Origin of the sequence: Psychrobacter coccoides (assembly GCF_017498085.1) — a bacterium.
Lineage (GTDB): Bacteria > Pseudomonadota > Gammaproteobacteria > Pseudomonadales > Moraxellaceae > Psychrobacter > Psychrobacter coccoides.
This window is the reverse complement of the sequence record NZ_JAGBKM010000006.1, coordinates 100,075-125,692: the sequence shown is the minus strand read 5'-3', so window position 1 is coordinate 125,692 and position 25,618 is coordinate 100,075. Positions and strand designations below refer to the sequence as shown.

The 25,618-nt window shown below is 47.5% G+C and carries 19 protein-coding genes and 1 tRNA gene; 16 read left to right on the top strand and 4 right to left on the bottom strand.

The window, feature by feature from the left end:
* Positions 1–123: 123 nt before the first annotated feature.
* The 7 genes from gspN to J3492_RS05180 all read left to right on the top strand — a co-directional run bounded on the left by gspN (position 124) and on the right by J3492_RS05180 (position 8,387).
* Positions 124–942 (top strand): type II secretion system protein N, encoded by an 819-nt coding sequence (gene gspN / locus J3492_RS05210; protein ID WP_207990600.1) that lies wholly within the window; start codon positions 124–126, stop codon positions 940–942.
* On the top strand, positions 943–1,872 hold the full coding sequence (locus tag J3492_RS05205) for a type II secretion system protein N (RefSeq protein ID WP_207990598.1): 930 nt from the start codon (positions 943–945) through the stop codon (positions 1,870–1,872).
* Positions 1,873–2,056: 184 nt separating this feature from the next.
* On the top strand, positions 2,057–4,285 hold the full coding sequence (gene gspD, locus J3492_RS05200) for a type II secretion system secretin GspD (RefSeq protein WP_243453117.1): 2,229 nt from the start codon (positions 2,057–2,059) through the stop codon (positions 4,283–4,285).
* A gap of 23 nt (positions 4,286–4,308) precedes the next feature.
* On the top strand, positions 4,309–4,482 hold the full coding sequence (locus J3492_RS05195; protein ID WP_207990596.1) for a hypothetical protein: 174 nt from the start codon (positions 4,309–4,311) through the stop codon (positions 4,480–4,482).
* A 161-nt stretch (positions 4,483–4,643) separates the two neighbouring features.
* Positions 4,644–5,720 carry a TatD family hydrolase gene (locus J3492_RS05190; RefSeq protein ID WP_207990594.1) on the top strand — a complete coding sequence of 359 codons (1,077 nt, stop codon included), beginning with the start codon at positions 4,644–4,646 and terminating at the stop codon, positions 5,718–5,720.
* An 83-nt stretch (positions 5,721–5,803) separates the two neighbouring features.
* On the top strand, positions 5,804–6,652 hold the full coding sequence (locus J3492_RS05185; RefSeq protein ID WP_207990593.1) for a tRNA threonylcarbamoyladenosine dehydratase: 849 nt from the start codon (positions 5,804–5,806) through the stop codon (positions 6,650–6,652).
* Positions 6,653–6,680: 28 nt separating this feature from the next.
* Positions 6,681–8,387: a GAF domain-containing hybrid sensor histidine kinase/response regulator gene (locus J3492_RS05180; protein WP_341534084.1), complete on the top strand. Its 1,707-nt coding sequence runs from the start codon at positions 6,681–6,683 to the stop codon at positions 8,385–8,387.
* Between the two features lie 124 nt (positions 8,388–8,511).
* Here J3492_RS05180 and efp read toward each other — a convergent pair whose 3' ends face one another.
* A complete protein-coding gene (gene efp / locus J3492_RS05175; protein ID WP_207990589.1) occupies positions 8,512–9,084 on the bottom strand; it encodes an elongation factor P in 573 nt (190 codons plus the stop codon).
* 234 nt (positions 9,085–9,318) lie between these two features.
* On the opposite strand from efp, the gene epmB reads away from it, so the two are divergent.
* The 8 genes from epmB (at position 9,319) to J3492_RS05135 (ending at position 20,224) form a co-directional block, all read left to right on the top strand.
* Positions 9,319–10,326 (top strand): EF-P beta-lysylation protein EpmB, encoded by a 1,008-nt coding sequence (epmB, locus tag J3492_RS05170; protein WP_207990587.1) that lies wholly within the window; start codon positions 9,319–9,321, stop codon positions 10,324–10,326.
* A 128-nt stretch (positions 10,327–10,454) separates the two neighbouring features.
* A complete protein-coding gene (locus tag J3492_RS05165) occupies positions 10,455–12,317 on the top strand; it encodes a hypothetical protein (protein WP_207990585.1) in 1,863 nt (620 codons plus the stop codon).
* A 228-nt stretch (positions 12,318–12,545) separates the two neighbouring features.
* Complete coding sequence (locus J3492_RS05160) at positions 12,546–14,633, top strand: GGDEF domain-containing phosphodiesterase (protein ID WP_207990583.1); 2,088 nt, start codon at positions 12,546–12,548, stop codon at positions 14,631–14,633.
* Between the two features lie 334 nt (positions 14,634–14,967).
* Complete coding sequence (locus J3492_RS05155; protein ID WP_207990581.1) at positions 14,968–15,423, top strand: c-type cytochrome; 456 nt, start codon at positions 14,968–14,970, stop codon at positions 15,421–15,423.
* Between the two features lie 117 nt (positions 15,424–15,540).
* Positions 15,541–16,581, top strand: coding sequence for an AAA family ATPase (locus J3492_RS05150; protein ID WP_207990579.1), 1,041 nt, complete (start codon positions 15,541–15,543; stop codon positions 16,579–16,581).
* Positions 16,582–16,705: 124 nt separating this feature from the next.
* Positions 16,706–17,734 (top strand): DUF58 domain-containing protein, encoded by a 1,029-nt coding sequence (locus J3492_RS05145; protein ID WP_207990578.1) that lies wholly within the window; start codon positions 16,706–16,708, stop codon positions 17,732–17,734.
* On the top strand, positions 17,731–19,983 hold the full coding sequence (locus tag J3492_RS05140; protein WP_207990576.1) for a transglutaminase TgpA family protein: 2,253 nt from the start codon (positions 17,731–17,733) through the stop codon (positions 19,981–19,983). Before J3492_RS05145 ends, J3492_RS05140 begins: the two co-directional genes overlap by 4 nt.
* 164 nt (positions 19,984–20,147) lie before the next feature.
* Positions 20,148–20,224: transfer RNA gene (locus J3492_RS05135), tRNA-Val, on the top strand.
* An 86-nt stretch (positions 20,225–20,310) separates the two neighbouring features.
* Here J3492_RS05135 and J3492_RS05130 read toward each other — a convergent pair.
* Entirely contained in the window at positions 20,311–20,694 is a 384-nt protein-coding gene (locus J3492_RS05130; protein ID WP_207990574.1) for a TehB family protein, read from the bottom strand.
* Positions 20,695–20,948: 254 nt separating this feature from the next.
* Here J3492_RS05130 and J3492_RS05125 point away from each other — a divergent pair, with 254 nt between their 5' ends.
* The gene (locus J3492_RS05125) at positions 20,949–22,430 is read left to right on the top strand and encodes an MFS transporter (RefSeq protein WP_207990572.1); all 1,482 of its coding nucleotides are present in this window, start codon (positions 20,949–20,951) and stop codon (positions 22,428–22,430) included.
* Between the two features lie 335 nt (positions 22,431–22,765).
* Here J3492_RS05125 and narL read toward each other — a convergent pair whose 3' ends face one another.
* Together narL and J3492_RS05115 are read right to left on the bottom strand one after the other, a co-directional pair.
* Positions 22,766–23,425 carry a two-component system response regulator NarL gene (narL, locus tag J3492_RS05120; RefSeq protein WP_207990570.1) on the bottom strand — a complete coding sequence of 220 codons (660 nt, stop codon included), beginning with the start codon at positions 23,423–23,425 and terminating at the stop codon, positions 22,766–22,768.
* Between the two features lie 55 nt (positions 23,426–23,480).
* The gene (locus J3492_RS05115; RefSeq protein ID WP_207990568.1) at positions 23,481–25,505 is read right to left on the bottom strand and encodes a histidine kinase; all 2,025 of its coding nucleotides are present in this window, start codon (positions 25,503–25,505) and stop codon (positions 23,481–23,483) included.
* Positions 25,506–25,618 lie beyond the last annotated feature (113 nt).

The window sequence follows — 25,618 nt, the reverse complement described above, 5'->3', positions numbered from 1 at the left end:
AGGTTTGGTATCATAAAAAGCCAGTGTCTTTAAATGAAGATACTGGCTTTTTTTCTGTCATCTACGGGTCATAGTTTGTTATGATAATGGCATTTTAATCTCACCTATATAAGTAGTAACACTGTGCCTCAAGCGTCTGCTTCGTCTCATAAACGTCCTCGTAAGCTGTGGTGGCTGATTGGGTTTGTGCTATTTGCCTTATTTACGTTACTGCAAATGCCAGCTGCCTGGGTGATCGAAAAATACGCGCCCGAGTCATCTTATGTACAGCACGTCTCAGGAAACTTGTGGCAAGGCTCGGTGGTTTGGCAGCTGCCAGTGTCGATAGCGCCATTAACGGGGACCGCCAGCTGGACATGGCAACCATGGCAATTGTTGTTGGGTAAGATAGGTGCCGATGTAGATATCCGTACCGGACAGACACGGCTTAATGGTCAAGTCAAAGTTGGCCACCGTCTTTGGCAGATGACAGATATGAATGGTCAAATCGCTCCTGAGACGCTTGCAAAGGTGGTCGATTGGCAACTGCCCAATACTCCTATTCAGGTCAATTCAGTTTCATTGCAACGGCGTTCAGGTTCAGATGCAAACGCCACAGGCTTTACGCAAGCAGATGGTCAGCTGACTTGGGTCGGTGGTGAGGTCGGCTATCCAAGTGGTGGCAAGGTGTTTTATATCACCATGCCGACCATGCAGGCGCAGCTTTCGGCCGAACAAAAAAACAGTAAAAACCTGCTGCATATGAGCTTATTAAACAACCAAGAAAAGCGTTTGGGCGATTTGTATCTGGATGGCGATAATATGCTGGATGTGAATTTGACGCAGCGTTTATTAGAAAACATGCCTGAGTATAAAGGGCAGGCGCCACAAGACACCCCAGTCGTGAGTGTGCGTCAGCCATTACTGCCAGGGTCGTCGCTGTCAGATTCAGGGATGCGTTAAATGATAGGTTTTTCAGCACGTCTAAAGCCAGTGGTTAACAGCGTAAATCGATTCTCAGGATGGGTGTTACTACTGGCATTGGGCTGGCTGGCTTGGGCCGCCGCCCGTATGCTGTGGCTGGTACTGGCGCCGCCTATCGCCCCTGCGCTGCCAGTACAAGCGTTACAAAGCAATAGGGAGTCCACAGCAGACAACAGTAGCCTTTTTGCTGTCTTTGCTGATTCTGAGTCGGCGCCTGCTGCCACTCAGCCGCCGCCTAATGTGACCTTAAAAGGGGTCATGCTAGCGATACCAGAAACCTTATCATCGGCATTATTAGACGTAAATGGTGAAGTAAAAAACTACCGAATTGGCGATGGTCTGCAAGACAGTGGCTACACTCTGGCTGCAGTGGATTGGAACACCGTCATTATTACAGATGCTAGGGATAACCCAAGTGTCATTAGTATGGCGGATGCCATGCCATTGGACCAAGGCGAAATGGCCGCAGGTGGCATGAGCAATCAGCGTTTGCCAGACAGTAAGCCGCTACCGTCGTCTACTGTGCCACAGCCGCTGGCTTTACCCAATGCTCTCGCCACTAATGAAAACGGTGAGGCGACCAGTAACCCTACTGTCGATACTGCGCCTCCATTATCTGCTATCGATGAAGCTGTAACGGCGCTAAAAGACAGCCCCGCCAGTTTTTTGAGTCGTATGGGGGTGATGGCTGCTGGCGAAGGCTATCAAGTCACTGCGGCGATGCCAGCAGAGGTGCGCAATCGTTTAGGATTGGAGCCAGGAGATCGGGTGCTTACGGTCAACGGACAAAGTGTCGGCAGTGACCCAATGCAAGATGCTGGAGTGTTACAACAAGTGCAGCAGTCTGGTCAGGCGCAGATAGAAGTACAGCGGGGCGAACAGGTCATTACGATTCGTCAGCAGTTTTAGCTATGAGCGCTTATATCAGTAGCATGTGGCATAGTACAGTGTGTGCTAGTTTGACGTGAGATTGACTGTATTTAGGACAGGTCACATCGAGTGCGTGCCGTATAGATATGACTCAGACAAACATTTTATTAAAGCTATTTAAAAACGCCTCAGTGACAACTGAGCGATATCACAGTGGATTATTATGACCATGGCTCGTTTGTATACATTAACAGTAACCCCTTTGCGCCACTCATTGCAGCGTTTGTTGTACCTTTGTCGACCACTGTGCCTTGCGCTGCCTGTGTGGGCTGCGGCGTGTGGATTGGCCAGCGCTGAGAGTTGGAAGGTCAATCTGCAAGATGCTGATATCAAAGCATTTATCAATGAAGTGGCAACCATTACTGATCAAAACTTTGTGCTTGATCCTCGTATCAATGGCAATGTCACTGTCATCTCCAATCGGGCGCTGTCACGTGATGAGATATATCAGCTGTTTTTAAGCGTCATGCAAGTCAATGGGATTGCTGCTATTGACTCTGGCACCACCATCAAACTGGTCCCTGATAATATCGCTAAGCAGTCTGGTATCGCAGTGGATCTGCGAGGGGATAGCGTGGGCGAGTCGTTAGCCACCCGGGTTATTTATTTGACCAACACTCAAGCTGCAGAGGTACTCGGGGTTATCAGGCCTTTGATGCCGCAATCTGCACATGCTGCAGCGGTCCCTGGGGTCAATGCGCTAGTACTGTCTGATCGCTCTGACAGTCTTAATCAGCTGACGGCGTTGATTCGTGATCTTGATAGCAATATTAATGACAGCTTGCAGGTCATACCACTGCGTCATGTCGATGCTGAGCGTATGATGGATCTTATCAGTAGTCTGGTATCAAGTACTGGCGGTGCACAGGCGCAGGGTAATGATCAGCTTAAAGTCATCGCTGATAGTGCCAGTGATAGACTGCTGGTCAAAGGCAGTCCTGAGATGATCGCTAAAGTACAAGAGATGGTCAATCAGCTTGATACCACACCGTCACGTCGCCTCAGTGGTCTGCGGGTCTTTCGTTTAAAATATGCCAGTGCTAGTCATATTGCTCAGATGTTACGAGGACTGCTGTCTAATCAGTCTCTTAATAGCTCTGGCGCCAGCTCTTCTCTTGAGTCGGCCTCATTAACGGACAGCGGTGCGACAGGTGCAGCGCTCAACACGAACAACACGGTAAGCACGCCCAGTACCAGTGGCTCAGCGATGGGTACAGGGACAGCAAACGACAGCACCAGTGGCAAACCCTTTAGTATCATTGCAGACGAAACGCAAAATGCCGTCATCGTCAACGCCGCCCCTGAGCTGATGTTTGAGATCGAAGAGGCGGTCAATCAGCTGGATAATCGCCGTGCGCAAGTACTTATCCAAGCGGCTATCGTAGAAGTCTCAGGAGACGACGCCACCCAGCTTGGGGTTCAGTGGGCACTGGGTAATGCCAATAGTGGCTATGGTGTTGTTAACTTCAACAACGTCGGTGCTAGTGCTGCATCGCTCGCCGCTGCCGCACTTTCAGGTAATCCAAGTGCGGCTGTGGGCTCGATAGCTGGCGCTTTGGTCGGCGTTGGCAGTAGTAGTAAAGACAGCCAAGGCAACACCCAGTTTTATGGGGCCATTTTACAGGCACTAGACTCTTCCACCAGTGCCAATCTGCTGTCAATGCCTTCGATCTTGACCTTGGACAATGAAAAAGCAAGCATTCTGGTCGGTCAAAACGTGCCTTTTGTGACAGGTTCATACACCACCACTGGTGATTCCTCTACCAACCCATTTCAGACGATCGATCGACAAGACATTGGTATTAACTTAAATGTCATTCCTCATATCGGTGAAAATGGCACGGTGCGTTTAGAAGTGTCACAAGAAGTATCATCAGTCGTGCCAGGAAGTACAGGCAATGCCACTGGGTTGATTACTAATAAAAGCTTGATTAATACCACGATTTTGGCAGACGATCAGCAGACCATTGCTCTTGGTGGGTTGATGCGTGATAACACCACCACCAGACAGCAAAAAGTACCCGGCTTGGGCAGTGTGCCTGTCATAGGTCGTCTGTTTCGCTCAGACAACGATACCACCCAAAAAAGCAACTTAATTATCTTTTTGCAGCCCACTATCTTGCGTGATGGCGGGGCAGTAGCCAGTGTCACTGAGCGCAAATATAACCAAATGCGTGTTTTGCAATTAGTGATCGATAAAAACGGCACCATCAAACAACTGCCTTTAAGTGGTACAGAAGGGTGGGGCGGCAATATCGATCCCAACTACGAGCTGATGCCGCTTAATCCACTGGTTCCAAAGGTAGACCAAAGGCCTGCCGCTACCCCAAAAGGCTTTACCAGAGTGGACAGCCCTAACAGTGAAATGAAGACCTATCCGCTGAATCGCTAGATTGTGACTAGGAGTAAGAGGTAATGAATCATAAAAAATGGCTTACTCTCAGCGTCGTCGCCACGGCTTTATTATTGATTCCAAGGCGTAGCAGTCGACAGACGACATCCGATGCTCATGCCAATCATCTCTCTAAAAAAGACAAAGGGCGTCAATCAGAGCGAGATCAGCCCAATGATAAAAAAGCGGCTGATTGAGCGTAAATGCCTGATACCAAAAACCGCTCTTATAGGAGATATTTTGATAAAATCAGTGGCGCTGATGTCCTAGCTGACGCCATCTGACTTTGCGTTTGACTTGTATTCTCTAAGCTCGGCATCCATAAAAACTCATGTATTCACTATTATGGAGGCGGCTGATGACAGATATAAACGCATCACTAAAAGCGCAACACCCATCATCTCATGACTCTCAATCAAATTCTGACGACCCAAAAACCCCCTATCCCCTGATAGACACGCACACGCATTTTGATGCGCCTGTATTTGATAATGACAGAGCGCAGCAAGCGCAGCGTGCCTATGGTCAAGGGGTGCGGCATCTGATATTGGTTGGCTATTTGTCTCGTCATTTTGACAGGTTATATCAAACCCAGCAGCAACTTATGCCGCCCTCAGCAGATGATAGCGCTCAGACAGCCTCTCGAGCAGTACCCTCCGAGCAACCTCAAACCCATATTGCGTTAGGTCTACACCCTTTTTATATTCATCAGCATACAGATGCTGACCTCAGCAGTATGGCACAGAGGATCGCCCAGCAGCGCCCTGTTGCCATCGGTGAGATTGGGCTTGATACGTATACTGATGAGATGAAGCAGCCGGCAGCTTTTGAAAAGCAGCAGCGTTTTTTTGCAGCACAGTTGGATATGGCGGTGGCGCATCAGTTGCCCGTCATGCTACATATTCGAAAAGCCCATGCTGAAGCGTTAGCCCTATTAAAAGCTCACGATTATGACGCTCATAAGCTGGGGGGTATCGCTCATAGCTTTAGCGGTGGTGTACAAGAAGCGAAAGCTTTTGTTAAGTTGGGCTTTAAGCTAGGTGTTACAGGTCAAGTCACCAATCCTAATGCCAAAAAACTTCGGTCAGCCATTCAGGCGGCCGTTGATAGCTATGGTATCGAGTGTTTGGTCATTGAGACAGACTGCCCCGATATGACCCCCATCATGTGCCAGACTCAAAGCAATGACTCCAAGCAAACGGATACAGAGGACGAGACAACAAAGGATAAGGCAAAGGGGGTACGCTCAGCGTTGGGCCAAAATGCTGATAATGAATGGCAAGGCGCTGATGGTCACAATCGCAATGTCCCAGCGAACCTGCCTTGGGTGCTGATGAGCTTAAGTGAGCTGCTTGATGTTGACTGTGCAGTGTTGGCACGACAGCTTTGGCAAAACAGCTGTGATGCCTTGCAAGTATCATGGGCTTACCGATAATAAAAACAAATAATTTCAACAGGTTAAAACCTATTATGAATTCATCATCTCCACACCTCAGTACAGACTCTAAGACTATGACTATGGCTTTAAAAGACGATACATTAGAAGTTGGCACGTTAAATGCTACAAGTATAGATAAGCAGTATGAGCGCCGCTTTCAGGGGACGCAGACATTATATGGTGCCACGGCGTTTGATGCCTTTGCTGCTGCCCATGTCTATATCATTGGCGTGGGCGGTGTGGGCTCTTGGGCCGCTGAGGCGCTGGCACGTACAGCAGTAGGTACGATTACTTTGATTGACTTGGATGTGTTGGTCGCATCCAATGCCAATCGGCAACTGCCAGCGCTTGATAGCACCTTTGGTCAAAGCAAAATAGCAGCGATGGGTCAGCGTCTACGTGAGATCAATCCAAAGGTCACTTTGAATTTAGTAGATGACTTTTTGACCCCAGACAACGTGACGCTACTGTTGCCTAGTCGTAGTGAAGCCAAAGCTGCTACGGAGCAAGGTCGTCCTATCGTAATACTAGATTGCGTCGATGATATGAGTGCCAAGCTGGCCATTGCTTTGCACTGTCGCTTTAATAAGTTAAAGCTGATTTGTGCAGGTGGCGCTGGCGGCAAAATAGACCCGCTACAGATTACTGTCAGCGACCTCAAAGACAGTTACCAAGATCCTTTATTGGCACGGCTGCGCTATAAGCTGCGTCATGAAAAAGGCATCAATAGGGCCTTAAAAGAAAAGTTTGGTATTAAGTGCGTGTACTCGACTGAGCCACCAAAAGTGGATAAAAGCTGTCAAACAGGGGGGCTGCACTGTGGTGGCTATGGCTCTGCAGTAGCGGTCACTTCGGTAGTGGCGATGATTATGGTCAGTGAAGCGCTACAGATGTTAAGCAAACAAGCCGCTATAAAACGTACCAACTGATAACTTCATATGAAGCTTGGAGAGAGATGTGTCAAACCATGAGTATCCGTTAGCCGCAGATGAGCAAGAGCGAATCGCTAAACTACGTGCATATGATGTCTTTAATAACGAGCATGATCCTGCATTTGCGCGTCTAACGGAACTGGTAAAGCTGTTTTTCGATATACCTATCGTGACCATCACTTTCATGGACGAGCGTACCCAGTACTTAAGAGCACCTCATGGGTTGCAGGGAACTTGTACAACTTCACGGGAAGTGGCTATCTGTAATTATACGGTCCTGTCTAACGATGTTTTTATGGTGCCAGATTTGGCAAAAGACAGCCGCTTTATTCACAATTCACTGATCAGCCAAAGCCCCAATTTACGTTTTTATGCTGGAGCGCCTATCCTGTTATATGAGGATAACAAGGTATATCGTTTGGGCTCTTTGTGTCTTATGGACACGCAGCCCAATCATACATTTGATGACAAGCAGGCTGAGCTGTTGACGAAGTTTGCAGCGATGGCAGCAGATGCATTAGAGTTACAAAAAAGCCAACGCCTTGCTAAGCGTGACAGCAAAATGAAGTCAAAGTTCTTAGCCAATATGAGCCACGAGATACGCACGCCAATGAATGGCATCGTTGGTATGATTGAGATGCTTGATGATACAGAGCTAAATCTTGAGCAAAAAAGCTATATTGATAGTATGAAAATCTCAACCGAGCATTTACTGGCGATCATCAATGGCATCTTGGACTTATCAAAAGTTGAGTCTGGCAAGATGACGCTAGACTCGGTACCGATGGACCTGTCAGTACTGTGCAATGAAGTGGTTGACTTATTTGCTGTTCGCGCACAGCAGCGAGGGCTGTCTCTGAGCTGTCGTTATCCTTCGGAGTTATCGCCTTATGTACAAGGCGATCCCGTACGGTTAAAGCAGGTTTTATCAAACCTTGTCAATAATGCAATCAAGTTTACTCGTAAAGGCGGTAGTGTCAGTATCAATATACATGCGACTCCGCACTGTGACAACACTCAATGTAGCTATCTAGGTTGCCGAGAAATGACCCTTTGTATCGAAGTGGCCGATACAGGCGTGGGCATCAAGCCTAAGGCACTAGAGAATATATTTGAGGCTTATAATCAAGCAGATAACTCTGTCTATCGACTAGATGGTGGTACTGGTCTAGGACTGTCTGTCTGTAAGTCTTTAGTCACTCTGATGGGAGGGCATATCTGGGTTACCAGTGTGGTTGGAGAAGGTTCCGTCTTTAAGGTACTACTACCTATTCCTATACTAAAAGAGTCCCAATATAAAGCGTGGCAGTGCTCACATGAGATGGAGCATCAGCCAGTATTGACTGATAAGTCAGGTCACATACTCTTAGCGGAAGATGATAACGTCAATGCCATGGTCGCCAAAAAAGTACTGCACAATAGCGGACATAGGGTTACCCATGTCACTGATGGCCAAAGCGCTATAGAGGAGTTTTCAGCAAAACCTGAGTGTTTTGATATCATACTCATGGACCATCATATGCCCATCATGGATGGCATACAGGCGACGACTAAACTGCGTGAGCTGTATGACCCAACAGAGCTACCGCCCATTATCGCACTGACAGCCAATGCCATGGACGGTGAGCGTGAAAAATACCTGCAGGCAGGCATGCAAGACTACTGTACGAAACCTTTTAAAAAAGAAAAGCTGGCCACCTTGGTACAGTACTGGCTCGTGCAAAAGCCATAGCAAGCACCCGCTTTCTTTACGGCGCTACAATCTTTGCGGCGCTACAAACAGTAAAGACAAACCATAAAAAAACCTCAACGCTGGGATACGTGTTGAGGTTTTTGTGTAGCAGCAGGTTGCTATATTAGCTGACACGTGTCTGATAGTCGCCAGTGCGGGTATCGACGCGTACCACTTCGCCTTGCTGTACAAATAGGGGTACACGGACCACAGCGCCAGTCTCTAGAGTTGCCGGCTTGCCACCACCACCAGAGGTGTCACCCCGTACGCCTGGATCTGTTTCGGTAATCTGTAACTCAACGAAATTAGGGGCAGTAACCGACAATGGCACACCATTAAATAGCGTGATGGTACACAGGTCATTGCCATTTTCTTTTAGCCACTGCTTGGCATCAGCCATAGCCGTTTCATCTGCTTGCAGCTGCTCAAAGGTCTCAGGATGCATAAAGTGCCAAAACTCACCATCGTTATATAGATAGTTCATCTCAGTATCTAGCACATCGGCTGCTTCTAGGCTTTCACCCGACTTGAAGGTCTGCTCAAGTACTTTGCCACTACGTAGATTACGCATCTTTACACGGTTAAAGGCTTGGCCTTTACCAGGTTTGACAAACTCATTTTCGATAATGGCGTAAGGGTTGCCATCGAGCATTACCTTTAGACCGGCTTTAAATTCATTGGTAGAAAAACTTGCCACAAGAGACTCCTAAGGGTTGCGAATAACGGTTATTAGAACATGTAACAGTTAAAGATTAAACATTAGAACAAACATTCATTTGATCATCAGCGCTTGCCAAGCTTGGCACTCACAGAGTGTTACTCAGATCATAGCAACAATAAGCAAGGCTAGATAGAGAGGCTTGACTGGCATACTTTGATAGAGTGCTGATATACAGCGTATAATAGCGGTTTTTGCATGTATTAGGGTGTCATGATAAACCATTTGATCACACAAAAACACTGGCAAACACAATTATCTGAAGCCATTACTTCGGTAGATGAGTTGCTCACTTTGCTACATCTTGAATCTCTTCAATCGCAGGTTTATATACCTGAGCACTTTGAGCTGCGTGTGCCACGTGGCTTTGTCGCTAAGATGGCGGTTGGGGATGCTCATGACCCCTTATTAAAGCAAGTCTTACCTGACAAACAAGAGCGCAACCCCGTAAGTGGCTATGTGGCAGACCCACTGGGCGAAAACGCTCAGAATCCAACCAAGGGTCTGCTACACAAGTATCAGTCGCGAGTTTTATTGACGATAACAGGGGCGTGCGCAATTCACTGCCGGTACTGTTTTCGCCAGCATTTTGATTATAGTGCCAATATGCCCACGACCTCTGCCCATGCTGCCATCATGAGCTATATTAAAGAACACAATGATATCAATGAGGTCATCTTAAGTGGCGGCGATCCATTAAGCGTCTCTAATCGGCGCTTGTTTGCTTGGCTAGATACGCTAGAAGCACTCCCGCAGCTGACGACCATTCGCTTGCACACCCGTATGCCTCTGGTCATCCCTGAGCGTTTAGATAATGAGCTGTTGCAGCGTCTGTCACAGAGCCGCTGTCAGATTGTCATGGTGATTCATTGTAATCATGCCAATGAGATTGATACCAACACAGCTGAGTATTTACAGCGTGCCCGTAACGCAGGGATTACGCTACTCAATCAAGCCGTTTTATTGAATGGCATTAACGACAGTGTCAGCACGCAAGTCGATCTCAATCAGCGTTTGTTCAGTGCTGGCGTACTGCCTTACTATTTGCATGTCTTGGATAAGGTGGCAGGCGCTGCTCATTTCGATAGCGATGAGCGATCCGCTATCGATCTTTATTGGTCATTGTTGGCAGAGCTTCCTGGCTATTTGGTCCCAAAACTGGTCAGAGAGTTGCCGAACAGACGTTTTAAGGTGCCGATTGACGTTTACAAAAATCAGTAAAGTACTCAAAATGGTAGTTTAGGAGGCTTTTATTAATAAACATAAGTGCTGTCTCCTAGCGTATCTTTTTCTAGCGTTTCTTTATCATCGTATTGATCGTTAGTTTATCCCTTTATTAAGGAGTACTTGTGATCACGTTATCGGATTTTCAAGCGTATCTGTCTGCTGAGATACCCTTGCCACAGTCTGAGAGTGAGTCTAGCAACTATGATGAGCAACAACTGCTCAAATGGGCAGTAGCACTCTCTGCACAAACTGAGACGCAGCAGCTGGCTCAGCTCGAAAAAATACTGACAGAGATGGTGGTGTCTGACATACAAGATGCGTTACGTCTTAAGTTGATGGGGATTGTTGCCACCGCTACTGATCGCTTGATCACCTCATTGCGCCAGCATTATATCAGTGAGTTAGGCCCGCTAGACCATGAGCAGTTACGATATAGTGCGCAAGTCAAATCTTTATACTACCTCACTATTTTAGTTTATGACGGGGTCATAAAGCGTGAAAGTCAGGCTTTAGCCCACCAAAAGCAGGCTGCCGCAAGCAGCTGGAGACCGTTTTTTTCTTTAAGTAAAAAGCCACCGTTGATACTTGCGACGGCTATTTATCAGTCACTGTCTGTTTATCAGAAACTCATATATGAGCAAGCCATCTCTTATGAGTATGCCCAAAGATATCTATGGGGCGCGATCAATCAGCTGTATTATTTAGCGCATCAGTCCGGCATCACTCATGTGAATCTTAGCCGCCGTGTGGTCATGAGCCAAGTCATGAGTGTTCATGAGGCCTATGTTCAGCTGTGTTTGATCAGCTTGCTAAACACACGTGCTATGCGCCGAGCCAATGTCATATTATTACAACGCTTACTGCCGACATGGTCATCTCAAGTCAATGCCACCATAGAGCCGCTGACAGACACTCGTGTTTTTGTCAATTTGCAAGGCAGTAGTGCGCCTGTATATTTGACGGCAAGCTCTAGCATCAACCCTTACGAAGATGATCACCACTGTTTGTTCATCGAGCTTAGAGCGTTAGCATCATACTTGCAGCAGCGTCATCATGAACTGCTGCAAGCGGGCTATGAAAGCATCGAAGCTCAGCTGGTGAGCAAGGTACTTATGGCGATCAAGCACCGTTACCTCGAAAGACAGTTTACCGTACCCGCTAGGCTCAGCCCCAAGCAGCGGGCAATCATCATTACCGGTTTCAATGCTATACACTATCATGTGGCAGACGGTCAGGGGCTGATGAGTATGATTGCTGCAAACAAACTACCAAGCGAGCAGTTGCCACGCTACGACACTCAGCCCAAGCAAGACAGCCTGAACGCTAACCCAAATACGGATGCCGCTAAACTCTATGTAGAGACGTTTGACAGCACTGACGTCACCTCAACAGTTAGAGTGCTACAACTGTTGTCTGTACCAGACATCATGCAGCGCCAAGCCATCGTCGATGAACGAATGGCCGCACGACAACGGCAAGTAAATGCAACGCATCAACGTCAGCTGAATATCGATGGCGCCTTGTCATCGATGGCCTCTATAGAAACGGATGAAGGTATAAGTAATAGGATAGAGGCGGTGCAAGATAGCCTGTCACCTTTGTCACTCATGAGTCTGTTTTTGCTGTGTCGTCCAAACAGCGCTGGCAAACTTAAATGGTCATTAGGCATGGTGCGTTGGCTCAGCCTTGAGAGCAAGCTTGTCGAAGTGGAATGGCAGGCGCTTGGCCATGAGCTGACGGCATGTGCGCTGCGTTTGGATAATAGAAGTCCGACCAGCCAGCGCAGTCAGCGCTTTGCTCCAGCTCTGCTTATCAAGGGAGATAAAGATCTACAAACGGAACCCAGCATCGCTGTGCCACCTTATCAATTTCAGACCGGAGACAGAGTGATAATGCGCATCCATGATAGCCAAGAGGTTTTGCGCTTGCAGGAGTGCTTGATAAATAGTGAGGGGTTTGGGCAATATAAGTTTGTGCGTTTGTAGCGTCAGGTCATTCAGTGACTATGGTTTTATATATCATTAATAGTATTATGGATTAATCCCTCATCAGGCTATAATGCGGGCTCGATAATCAAGATTGGCTGGGGTATCATCCATTCGATACCGCAGTCAGTCGTTGTTTTTACGAGCAGTTATTGTTGCGAATTGAAATATTACCTGTGATAATAAATTGATCAACGATCTGCGATGACAATAATACAAAGGCCTGATATGCATACTAAGTCCCTCTTAAACTTACTCGTAATAGACGACGACCAGCTTTATGCTGAGCGTCTGGTTAGATTGTTATCTGCTTACTATGATGAGGTGAATCTGGGATTTTTAGATGATAAAGAAGAGCTGATAAAGTCTCTGCGTCATCAGTGGGATGTATTGGTTTTTGGCCGAGCTTATGATTTGAGCTTCACTGATGTCGTCGGCATCATTCAAGAGCAAGGCCTTGACTTGCCGGTCATCGGCTTAATGAGTGACGAGATGGCAAAGACAGGACGTAATGGCGATGGCATGCCCGCCGTCATTGATGGCACGATGGTAAAAGCGCTACTGGCACACAAAGAAACCCAAGTGATCATGGCGATCCGCTTGCAGCATGCCAATCTGCGTTGTCGCCGCCAACTGCAAACCCTGCAGCATGTCATCTCTGAATCTGAGCTGCGTGCCGATATCTTAATCAAAAACTCTAAAAGTGCCGTCGCTTATATCGATCAAGGCATCCATATCTTTGCCAACGAGCCCTACCTTAAGTTATTCAACTTCGAATCGATGGAAGAGGTCATCGGCGTACCTGTGATTGATTTGATCGCCAATGGTGACAGTGTAAAAGAGTTTAAACACTTTTTACGTCAGTTTGACAAAGGCAGTCGTGAGCAGGTTGAGTTTAACTTTGAGAGTCGCCGCATGGACGGCAGTACCTTTGAGGCCAAACTGCAGCTGGCAGCTGCCACATTGGACGGCGAGCCTGTTACCCAAATCATTATCCAACAAAGTGGCGCCAATAGTGCTGAGATCGCTCAGCGCCTAGCAGCTGCTGAGCGTGAGGACAGTCTCACAGGTCTAAACAACCGCCGTGGTTTTGAAGAGCGCTTCGAGGCGCTGTGTCAGTCCGTGTCGCAACAAAATGCCACTGCGGGCTTGTTGTATATCCAATTAGACAATATTGGCAAGATTAGCAGCAGTTTAGGCCTGCAAGGTGTAGACACCACCATCAAAAAAATAGCTGACGTGTTGAGCGATATGTTGGCGCATGCTCATATCAGTCGTTTTAGTGATACGGTGTTTACAGTACTGATAGAAAAAACCATCACAGCCGAGGCACTAAAGGCATTGGCTGAACGCATCCGTCAGCGAATTGGTGAGACGCTTATCGAGGTGGAAAGTCGAACCACCACCACCACAGCCAGTATTGGTATTGTCAAAATTGATTCAAAGGCCTCTGAGTCACAAGTCCTGCTTGAGCGTGCGGTTGAAGCTGTCAGTCATATCAAAGTTGAAACGTCGAGCCGTGGTGATGCCATTCATATGTATGACCCTAGTGAGCACGCCAGTAGTGATGATACCGCCTTGGCAGAGTATCTGATCAGTGCCATTACAAACCATTATTTTGAGGTGCTCTTTCAGCCGATTTATGATGTCAATAATGATCGCAGTGACTTCTTTGAAGTGTATTTGCGCCTACCGTTGAATGATGCTGATAATACTGTGTTGACCCCTCATCAGTTTATGATGGTCGCCAAAAAACACGATTTACGTGAAAAAATAGACCGCTGGCTCCTGATCAACGCCTGTAAGCAGCTGAACCATGTCCGCAAAACGTATCCTGAAACACGCTTGCTCATACAGCTCAGCAGTGCCTCATTGTTGGATAAAAAACTTGTGAATGTCGCAAGCCAGCTTATCAAAGCGGTAGGCGGCGCTCCTGGTGCATTGACCTTGCAGTTTCGTGAAGAGGATGTGGTCAATCACTTAACCGTGGCGAAGTCACAGTTTGCGGCATTAAACAGTGTGAACTGTCAGATCAGTATCAATAACTTTGGTACCTCGGTGAAGTCGATCAAGGTTGCTGAGTTTGTACAGCCTGACTTGGCACGATTGGGACGTGATTATGTCGAAAACATCGACAAAGCCGAAAACCTAGATACTCTTAAATCACTCATTGAAAAAACGAATGAGCTGAATATTGATGTTTTGATGCCCTATATCGAAGAAGCGGCCACGATGTCGGTTGCTTGGAGTGTAGGGGCGCGCTATCTACAAGGCTACTACTTTGAAGAGCCAAGTAAAACCATCAATGTCGTGTAAACATCGCCTATCTGATATCTTGCTTTTGTGTTAAAAGCAGCGCTTCTGGTTGTTTTTTAGAGCGAGTGGCTGACATCCTTTATATCTACTCACTCAAAACGCTGTGCTGCTTTATTGACTTAATCTCTATTTAATCTTTGCCCGCCTAATTCATCTCCTCAATACGTTGGGGGTGGATAAGTGTTTGGCTTGCTGCTTACTTTTTTGTCTACGCCTGTTATGATTGTCTGATATTAGGGCGAGCCCTCATTTTACGCCATTTAGAGGCTGATGGGTTGAATGAAGGACACGCTCTAGGATCTCTTGTCATCAAAAACCTAAAGAATACATCAATATGTCTATGAGAATGAAGTGTCAACTGGGTGGTATGTTACTTGCAGTACTTTCGCTTAGTGCTTGCGAAAAGCCACCAGCAGACTATCGAGCACCTGTCAGCTTGCCAGAATACACTCAAGGCGATGCTGATCGAGGAGCGATCATCTATGGTGATGCCTGTGCCCAGTGTCATCAGCTGACCCCTGGACTTAATAAAAAAGGGCCACAGTTGATGAATATCTATGGCGCAGCGGCAGCACAGCTAGCAGACTACGATTATAGTGAGGCGCTGAGCAACTCAGGTTGGGTATGGGATGCTAAGACGCTTGATCCTTATATTGCTGATGCTGAAAAAGCCCTGCCAGGATCCAAAATGCTGTCAGATCCAATGCCAGATGCAAGTGAGCGTGCTGATGTGATCGCTTATCTGTCCACGCTGCGGGCGGCAGCGCCCGTTGTGACAGAGGATGAGTAGCTACGACGCTGCGATAGAAGCAGGCAATAAATACGGAGCGTACAGCGTGTTTGTCTCATCAGACCTGTCTCATTATATCTGTCTTAGATTCATCACAAATCAACTCGGTAGTTTATTATGCGCCAAAGTAAGGCTTATGACTTATCGCTAAAAGACAGTAGAGTAACGGTCAATCCATCCGCTGCTTTTTCAGGCCCAACGAGCAGAGATGATGCAAGCTATGCCGTCAATCAACGCCAGATGGCGCAACTGCTCACACAGCTCAATCAGATCGTACTGGATAAGCCGCAAGTGGTTAAATTGGCTCTCAGCTGTGTGCTGGCAGGTGGGCACTTGCTATTACAAGACTTGCCAGGTATGGGTAAGACCACACTGGCGCAAGGTCTGGCGCAGCTTCTTGGGTTGACATTTAATCGGGTGCAGTTTACCAATGATATGCTACCAGCAGATATCTTGGGTATGAGTATCTATAATCAACACACCCAGAGCTTTGAGTTTCGTAAAGGTGCCATTTTTACTCAGCTGCTACTGGCTGATGAAATCAATCGCTCCAGTCCAAAGACTCAAAGCGCCTTGCTAGAGGCGATGGAAGAGGGGCAAGTCACCCAAGATGGTCAGTCCTACCCACTACCCAAACCGTTCTTTGTCATTGCTACCCAAAACCCAATGCAACAAGCAGGAGTCTACCCGCTTCCTGAGTCACAGTTGGACCGGTTTTTGATGTGTTTGTCCCTTGGTTACCCATCAGCAGCTGCGGAGCGTGAGCTGCTACGAGGGCGCGATCGTCGTGAGCTGTTGGCAGGCTTAGATGCTGTACTTGATACGCAGGCGGTACAGCTCGCCCGTCAAGGGGTGCAGCAAGTCTATGTGGCGGATGTGGTATTAGATTACCTACAGCGCTTGGTGGCCAAGACTCGGATGAGCCAAGAATATCATGGCTTGTCACCCCGTGGTGTGTTGGCACTGCAGCGTGCTGCCCAGGCACATGCGTACGTGTCAGGGCATCAAGAGGTGTCGCCGGAGGACATTCAAGCAGTGTTTGCCGCTGTGGCCGATCATAGATTGGGTCAGCGGTTTATGCCGTTGCCTGTCATTGGCGGGCAGCCTGCGCCAACCATAGCTCAGCGTATCATTAATGAAGTGGCGGTGATTGTCTAAAAATAGGCTGAAAACAAGATTTGTAAATGCTAATCATGATAAAGATAGGGCAATTATGAGCGTATCAGCGTCACATCCCCCTCAATCTTCCCAATCTAAGCCACGGTCTAAGCATAAAAGATCGATGGTATCTAGGCTGCTGGCGCGTTGGTTTGCCAAGCGTGCGCCCAAAAGTGATAGTGCCACGCTGAACTTGCGCAATGTGTATATCTTCTTTAGTCGAGAAGGGGCGTTATTTGCCGTACTATTGATGATTACTTTTATCGCTGGTGTCAACTATGGCAACAACTTGGTGCTGGGTTTGTTTTTTTATCTGGTCAGCGTTTGGTTGATCAGCTTTCATCTGACTTTCGCCCATGTATCAGGCTTACAAGTCGAATTGCTCGAGGTTACGACGGCAGAGGCGGGTGCAGCTGTTTGGGTAACGCTGCAAGTACGGAGTGAGAGCCGGCAACCTAGACGTCAGCTGAGCTTTAGCTTTGAACAAGCGATAAGCGATAAAGCAAAAAGTCGTAAGCATGACGCTCAAAATCCGCCAAACCATAATGGCGAGACAACAGTATGGCTGCCAAGTCTAACAGACCAGCAAATCATTCGCTTGCCTGTGCTGACGGATAAACGTGGTCAACTTGAGCTCCCTAGACTCAAAATCAGTAGTGTCTATCCGTTGGGTATCATGCGTGCGTGGTCATATGTATACTTCGCACGCAGCGCATGGGTCTATCCCAAACCATTAGCGTTTGATTGGCAGACGCATTATATAGCGGCAGACAAAGATGAGATGCCTGTTGGCGCTCATTATAGTCAGTATACTCAAGGCCAAGATGACTTTGAGCGTTTGGATAGCTACATCGAAGGCGAGTCCTTGGCGCGTATTTCTTGGGCGCATGTCGCCCGAGGTCAGGGCATGCTGACCAAGCATTTCGCTGATCCCATCGGTGTCGAGCAGATGCTAGATTATGCCGACATGCCCGCCGCTCACCATGAGCAAAAGCTGGCGCAACTGGCCTATGGCGCCCTCATCCTTGGTAAGCTTGGCACACCTTTTCAAATGCGGCTGCCCAATGACAACGCTGCGCCAGAGGCCGTCACTTTTGGGCAAGGCGAAGCATTTGCTCAGGCCTGTTTGTTACGATTGGCAAAAGTGCCATGACGGACTTCCATAGTAAGCCTCACGGCTCAGCTGCCAGTCTTGCGGCGCCTCAGACAATCGCACAGGCGTCAGTCCCTGCTGAGCCGCCCAGCTTTGAGCAGTTAGCGCTCGGCCAGCATCAGAAGATAGATGATGGCTCAACCACACATAGAAAATGGCTTAGCAAACTATTAGCGCTACCGGCTTATTATTGGGTGCTATTGGCTCAGGTCGTGGTGGTGTTTCCCCACGCTGCTCATCTGCCATTATGGCTGATGGGATTTGCAGTGGTCAGTATCACCGCCCAGCTACCCTCTATTAAAGCCAAATTTAGACAAGATCGTCATCTCAAACGCCTTTATCAAGGTATGCAGATGCTCGGGTTTTTATTAGGGCTGGCGGGCTTATGGCTCACTTATCATGCTGCGTTTGGGCTCGATATGGGTGTGGCGTTTTTGCTGCTGTGCTTGATTAGCAAGTTGTGGGAGCTGTACAAGCGCCGTGATGCTTATGTGGTGCTGAATTTATCGCTGTTTGTGCTGGCGGCACTGTTTTTGATGGATCAGGGGCTGCTTGCCACTGTGCAAGCCATCTTAGGTACTTTGGTGGTTTTGTTTGCCTTTATCGCACTCAATGATGATGGCAATAGGCGCGGTGATGGCCGTTTGCGTACGCTCGGTGTGCTAGGCGTTGGAGCATTACCGTTGTTAGTGGTGCTGTTTTTATTTTTCCCACGCTTGCCGCCGCTATGGTCAGTGCAGCTGTCAGGCAGTCAGGCGACTACAGGCGTGTCAGATAGTATGTCACCTGGCGACTTTGCCAACTTGGGCCAGTCTACTGCGCTTGCCTTTCGGGTTGAGTTTGCAGACCAGCCCCCGCCTCAGAGTGAGCTGTACTGGCGTGGTCTGGTGTTTAGTGACTTCGATGGGGTGACATGGCGACCGAATCGAAGTGTACAGCAGCAGTGGCAGTCGCAGCAAACACAGCCGCAATGGCTACATAGAGCGCTGGCCACGGCTCCTAGTCAAGTGCAGCTTGACCCCAGCCACTATGAGATTCTACTAGAGCCAACTCAGCAGCGCTGGTTGTTTGGGCTGGACTATCCGTTTACTCAGCGTGCGGATGTCAGTATCAGCTCCGATTTTACTTTACTCAAAGACCAGCCTGTCACCCAGCAGCTGCGCTATGAGGTGCTACGTTTTGCGCCCATGCGTATCGATCCAGTGCTTGATGCCGCCTCTCGCCGTATCAACTTGGCACTGCCTAGTGATGGTAACCCACAGGCGCGTGCCCTTGCTCAGCAATTGTTTGTGCAGTCAGGATCAGATCCTGTGCGCTATATGCAAGCGCTTGAGCGCTGGATCAATCAGACTGAGTTTCGCTATACGCTATCGCCACCACGGCTGAATGATAACCGTATCGATGAGTTTTTGTTTGATACCAAAGCTGGGTTTTGTGAGCATTACTCTTCTAGCTTTACTTTTATGCTGCGTGCCGCTGGTATTCCTGCCCGAGTCGTGGCCGGCTATCAAGGCGGTGAGCCTAGCCGAGGTGGTGATGTATGGGAGGTGCGGCAGATGGATGCGCATGCTTGGACAGAGGTTTGGCTTGAGGGTCAGGGGTGGCTACGTGTCGATCCAACCGCCTTTGTCTCGCCTGAGCGGGTCGAGCAAGGGATGGAGGCATTGACGCAAAGCCAAGGGGCGACGATGTTTGGTGATGGGGCGGGCGCACAGCTCAGCTACCAGCAGTATCAAATGCTACAAACCTTGCGACGTCTCTCTGATCAGGTCAGCTATTATTGGCAAAAAGATATCGTCGGTTATGATCAGGATAAGCAGGCAGGATCATTACTTAAGTGGTTTAATATTAGCTCGATCATGCAGCAGATTGTCTGGCTGGCTGCCAGTGCCGTGGTGGTAGTCAGTCTACTGGCGCTACTGATCTGGCAGCGCCGACGTAAGCGTTGGCATCCAGCGGACTTGCCATTGGTAAAGCTGTCTAAACGGCTTGGTAAGCATGAGCCTTTATTGGCTCGTGCTGAGAGTGAAGGTCAGCTGGCGTGGCTTGAGCGTTTGACAGCCACCAGTGTCGGCACCTCTGAGAACAGCCTGCAAACAAATGATCTAGAAATGACTCGACAGCGTATAGAGCACATTAAAAAAGATTATCGACAGCTACGCTATGGGCGAGTCAGCACGCTTGATGACAATGATACTGAGTACCAAGGATTACTAAAGCAGCTGAGAGAAAATGTACGTAAGCTGTGATACTTGCCTAAAAAGCATCCCAGTAGCAAAGGGTTTTTATAGTGAATCGACTGTAAATAAGGGTCGTTTAGAGAGTCATTGCATATTAATTGAAGAATAAATCAAAGTTTCGATAAAAAGTGCTTGCAAAGTCTCAGAAACTTGTTAAAATGCTCAACCTAAATAGGCGTATAGCTCAGTTGGTTAGAGCGCTACCTTGACATGGTAGAGGTCGTTGGTTCGAATCCGATTACGCCTACCAGATTCGAAAATCCCCAGTTTAACGACTGGGGATTTTTTTTGCCTGTAATATAAGGGCTGTGGCGAAAAAGCTCTGCTGGCAATAATCTATTTTTTAGGTTTATCAAACAGCTTCTCAATAGGTTTACTGTGGATGGTTGAGCTATTAAACAATGACTTATTATCTGTATCGCCTTCTGTCCAGAAGTTAATATTAAATTGAGCGTCATCGCTTAATTCTACTCGATGCCAATACTGCGGCGGGCTAACCGCAAACTGTCCTGCTTGAATGACTATAGTTTGCTCAGGTTCGGTCGCTGCTTCATTGGCAAACCCATAAAAAGTCACCACCCCTTGCATCACACAAATTTGGCCGAACACACCTTCGGCAGTGTTGTGATGGGTTAGTAGCGCTTTAGGAACGTTGTCTTTGGTGAAAAAGTGTGTAGAGCGTTTGATTTTCCAGTGGCTTGGGATGATTGGGTGGCTCATGATGACTCCTTAATAATGACTGATGTTTTATATCTTCCACGCATATAAAGCTTCAAGGTTATATGCAATGACATGACACACTGTGTTAAATAGTTATTATTCTCACGATTGTAGCCTTAAGTGTCGCTGATAGAATCCTCCTTTAGTAGTACCTTAAGTGTATGGTGTACTGCTTTTGCTCAATAGTGACGCTGACACGTTATTGTTACATTGTCTCCATCAGAACTATCAAGTTTTTTTGGAGGACATTTGTTATGCATGCAAAAGAGCTACTGGAGTTAGAACGCCGTGAGATAAGAGCACTTCACTACACGTGGATTGCTTTTTTTCTGACGTTTTACGTCTGGTTTAATATGGCCCCACTAGCGACGTCTATGCTAGCGACAGAGGACTATCTGACTCCAGATCATATCAAGCTTTTCTTAATTGCCAACGTGGCGTTGACCATTCCAGGTCGAGTGGTTGTGGGAATGGCGCTAGATCGTTTCGGACCTAGGAGAGTGTTTTCGATCTTGATGGTGGTGATGGCGATACCGACATGGTTTTTCGCCTTTGGGACCTCTGCCATGCAGCTGTTTGTGGCACGGCTGTTTATGTCTATCGTCGGTGCCGGTTTTGTCGTCGGCATTCATATGACGGCCCTCTGGTTTAAGCCAAAAGACATAGGCTTTGCAGAAGGGTTCTATGCAGGCTGGGGCAACTTTGGCTCGGCGGCAGCGGCGATTACTATCCCGACCGTGGCGTTACAGTTCTTTGGTGGTGATGATGGCTGGCGCTGGGCGATTGCTTTATCCGGGTTACTGATGGCGCTGTATGGTGTGGCTTATTGGTTTCTGATCACAGATGGCCCGACAGCAGGCACTCACAAAAAATCACGTAAAGCTGGGGCGTTAGAGGTCTCAAGTTGGCGTGACCTTTGGTTGTATGGTTTATTTATTATTCCCTTATATGGTGTATTGGGGGTTTTGGTTTATCGTACTCAAGACATGGGTTTTTTGAGCGACACAGGGGCATGGGTACTCTATATCATCATTGCGGCTGTGGTTGTCTACCAGATTTATAAGGCGATTAGTGTCAACGTGCCTATGCTAAAAGCGGGCATCCCTGAAGATGATAAATACCCCTTTAAGTCAGTCGCTGCGCTTAATGTCAGTTATTTTGCCAACTTTGGCGCAGAGCTTGCGGTGGTCTCTATGTTGCCGATGTTCTTTGCCACAACGTGGAAGCTCGATCCTACTGCAGCAGGACTGGTCGCCTCGACGTTTGCTTTTGTAAACTTATGGGCGCGGCCATTGGGTGGCTATATCTCTGACAAGGTCGGCAACCGCCGTCTGGTCATGCTCATATATATGTTTGGTATCGGTATTGGGTTTGGGCTAATGGGGTTGCTCAATGCTCAGTGGCCGCTATTTATCGCTGTGGTGTTTACTATCTTGTGTTCGGTATTTGTTCAGGGGGCAGAGGGCGCAACCTTTGGTATTATTCCTTCGATCAAGCGCCGCCTGACAGGTCAGATATCGGGTATGGCAGGGGCTTATGGCAACGTTGGCGCAGTGTTCTACTTGTTTATTTATACCTTTGTAGAGCCAAATCAGTTCTTTTTGATTATCGCAGTCGGGGCTTTTATCGCTTGGTTGGTTTGCTATTTTTGGTTAGAAGAGCCTGAAGACGCCTTTGGTGATGAATACAAAATGTCATCAGTGGATCGTCAGATTGCGGCTGAAGAAGCTCGGTAATAGCGCTATATTTGATACTTTGATCGCCACAGTACCAAACCACCTAGTGATGAGCTGGGTGGTTTTTTGTGGCTTATACGCCACTCTCAACTTATTTTGTAGGGTGGGTTAGTGGCAGCGTAACCCGCCAAGTAGTCTAGATAACATTCGCCAATATAACATCGGCGGGTTACGTTTCATCTTCGTTCTCTACGAGAGTTTAATAAAACTAACCCACACTACGAGACCTTGCTTTTGCAAAGTTGCTATGCTGGGCTAAAGCCACAGCCTACGATAGTTCATGCTAAGTTGAGAGTGGGGTGACTTATACAAACGGCCGCACTGTTTTGAGACAGCTATTTTGACAGGTGATTGACGGTCCACACCGCTGCTTCTACCCGGGTGCGCAGCCCAGTCTTATTTAGGATATGTTTGACATGTACCTTTACTGTGGACTCTGCGATATCGAGCTTATTGGCAATCATTTTGTTACTGAGGCCCTCAGCGATCATCTGAATGACTTGCAGCTCTCTAGCGGTCAAATTGCCTGCGATATCATCGATGCTCGGCTTGCGCATGGTTTGTGCCAGTATCGAGGCCAGATTTGGGCTGATGACCAGCTCTCCTCGCAGTACCTTTCTGATGTCGACGATGATCAGCTCGGGCTCCATATCCTTTAGTAGATAACCATCTACACCTAGTTTGAGCGCCTCTTGTACGTCCTCACCACTGTCCGAGACCGTAAACAACAACGCTTTGACATCAATGTTTCTCTCTCTGATTGCTCTTAAGGTTTCAATGCCGGTTAACACGGGCATTTTGTGATCTAAAATCACAAGATCCACTTCATTACTTTCTAAGAAGTCCAGCGCTTCTTGACCATTGCTTACTTCTCCTACGACCGTTACGTCGTCTTCAAGGCTTAGCAGCTCAGCTATCCCTCGACGTAGCATAGGATGATCATCTACCAATAAGAGCTTGGCTGGAGAAGTTGGGGTATACACTGTATTGCTCATAAAATACTCACAAATGAAAGTTTTTACAAATGACGTGCGTTAAGTCGTTGAATCTTTAAATCGATTCTTTGTTGGCATTATTGCTGGTTTGTAGTGTCGTATAGTCATCAAAAAAACTAGGGACAAAAGTCGTGGTGACTATCGTGCCTGTAGGCTCGTTGTCCGATAAAGTCACGCTGCCTCCCAGATGACGGGCACGCTCTTGCATGATCATTAAGCCATGATGCTGTGACTGATCGACGCTACCTGAGATACCAACACCATCATCGATGATCTGCATGACGATATGCTCGTTTGTCTCATCATAGCCCAGCTCGATGGCGACAGTCGTCGCTTGTGCGTGTCTGCTGATATTTGATAGCGCTTCTCGTGTGATTTGAATCAAGTTCACCTGTTCATTGGCATTTAAATTGAGCGTCATTACTTTGTTATTGACGACAATATCGAAGCCGCCTTTTGTGGCAAACTCGTTGGCCGCCTCATGCAAAGCATCATCAAAGTTGTCACTATCGATGGTCAGACGGAAAGTGACCAGCAGGTCTCTTAGCTGTTGATAGGCTGAATTCAGCCCGGCTTTTATTTGTGTGATATGTTGTGAAATGGCCGCTGCACACTCTTTGTCCGTGACGTTTGTAAGATGTCTTTCTAGGACACTGACTTGAATCTTGAGATAAGACAATGACTGCGCCAGAGAGTCATGTAGCTCTCTTGCGATAGTAGAGCGCTCCTCAAACAAAATCAGCTGATGCTCCTGCTGTCTTTGTTTGCGCAGAGATAGTGCGGTGCTGATCAGGTTGGTAAGGGCGACGATAAGCTCGCTATTCTCAGTATCTAGATACGTGCTGTCGATTTCTATGGTTTTGATGCGCTGTGAGGGCGATACAGGTTCTTTGTTATCCTCTGTCTTATGAACCCCTGACTTAGCGCTGCTCATCCGCAAGATGGACTTAGGTCTCACCTTTAACTCGCCAAATTCATCATTGAGATGAGCGATAGGGTAAGTTTGGGTATAGACGTCTTCTTTGATTGAGCAGTTATCACAGTTTAGCTTGCTACACAGCTCTTTCATTTTGTCATCGTGAAGGGCGATGGAGTCTTTATTGTGTAAGGCGTTGTTTTGTAGACATAAAGTGAAGTCCAAATGCGGAAAAATCTCTCCAAAATCGGTGATGAGGCTATCGAGCTTATGTAAGCTTACCTTACTGGTGGTTAGGTGCTTAGAAAAATCATAAAAAAGTGACAGCACTTCGTTGGCTTTGACGAGGTGCTGCGTTTTTGTGTTTACCTCGTTTTTTAGTCCATGCTGATAGGTTTCAATGGTGCTGGCCATGTCATTGAAAGACTCTCCTAAGGCATGGAACTCTTCATAGCCTGTGATGGATACTCTGGTATTGTGCTTGCCTTGTCGAAACTGACGGTTGGCTCGGATGAGCTGCTGTATAGGTAGCAAGACATTGCTGCGCAGCTGATACATACCAATCAATAAAATGATAATGGTCAGGATGATTGAGGCGACTTGTAGCGACTGCTGCCAAGTCTGACGCTGCTCGTTTCTATGTTGCAACTCACTGACAAAGCTGTCGACATCTTCAATATATCGAGAGGAAAAAGTATAAAAGCCTTGCTTATCCTGCGACAACAATGCAGGTTTTAAGTTTGCCAGCCACTGCGATTCAATCCTTTCAAACTGGCTATTGATGATGTCATGTTGGTTGGCATAGTTTAGTTGATACTCACGTAAGCTTGCCAGCCTGTGTTCCATATCTTCAACCAAAGACAGCACGATAGCAGACTTACTCTGGTCGCTGTCATTTTGATTGCGGCTGACACTGTCACCGTCTGCCAGACCCATATCCAAACCTGCAATATAGTCATCATCAAAGTCATTTGCCAACTGAAAGTTGATGCGATATGTCGCCATGCGGATTGAGCCTGCGCTATTGATGGCTTGCGCATCTGCTTGGGATACCCATGCCAACAGGCCACTACTAAACGCTGAGAGCAGACACAAAGCAGAGATGGCAAAGACCGCCACCCAAGCTCGCAGCGGTAGTGAATGTCGTAAGATTCGGTTTATCATCAATATACCTCTTTAAGACATCAGTATACCACTATGTATGAATACTAATAATAATAGAAGCGCAGTATCGTGAGTCATCATTGTGACTAAAGTCCATAAAGCCTAAAGCTGGT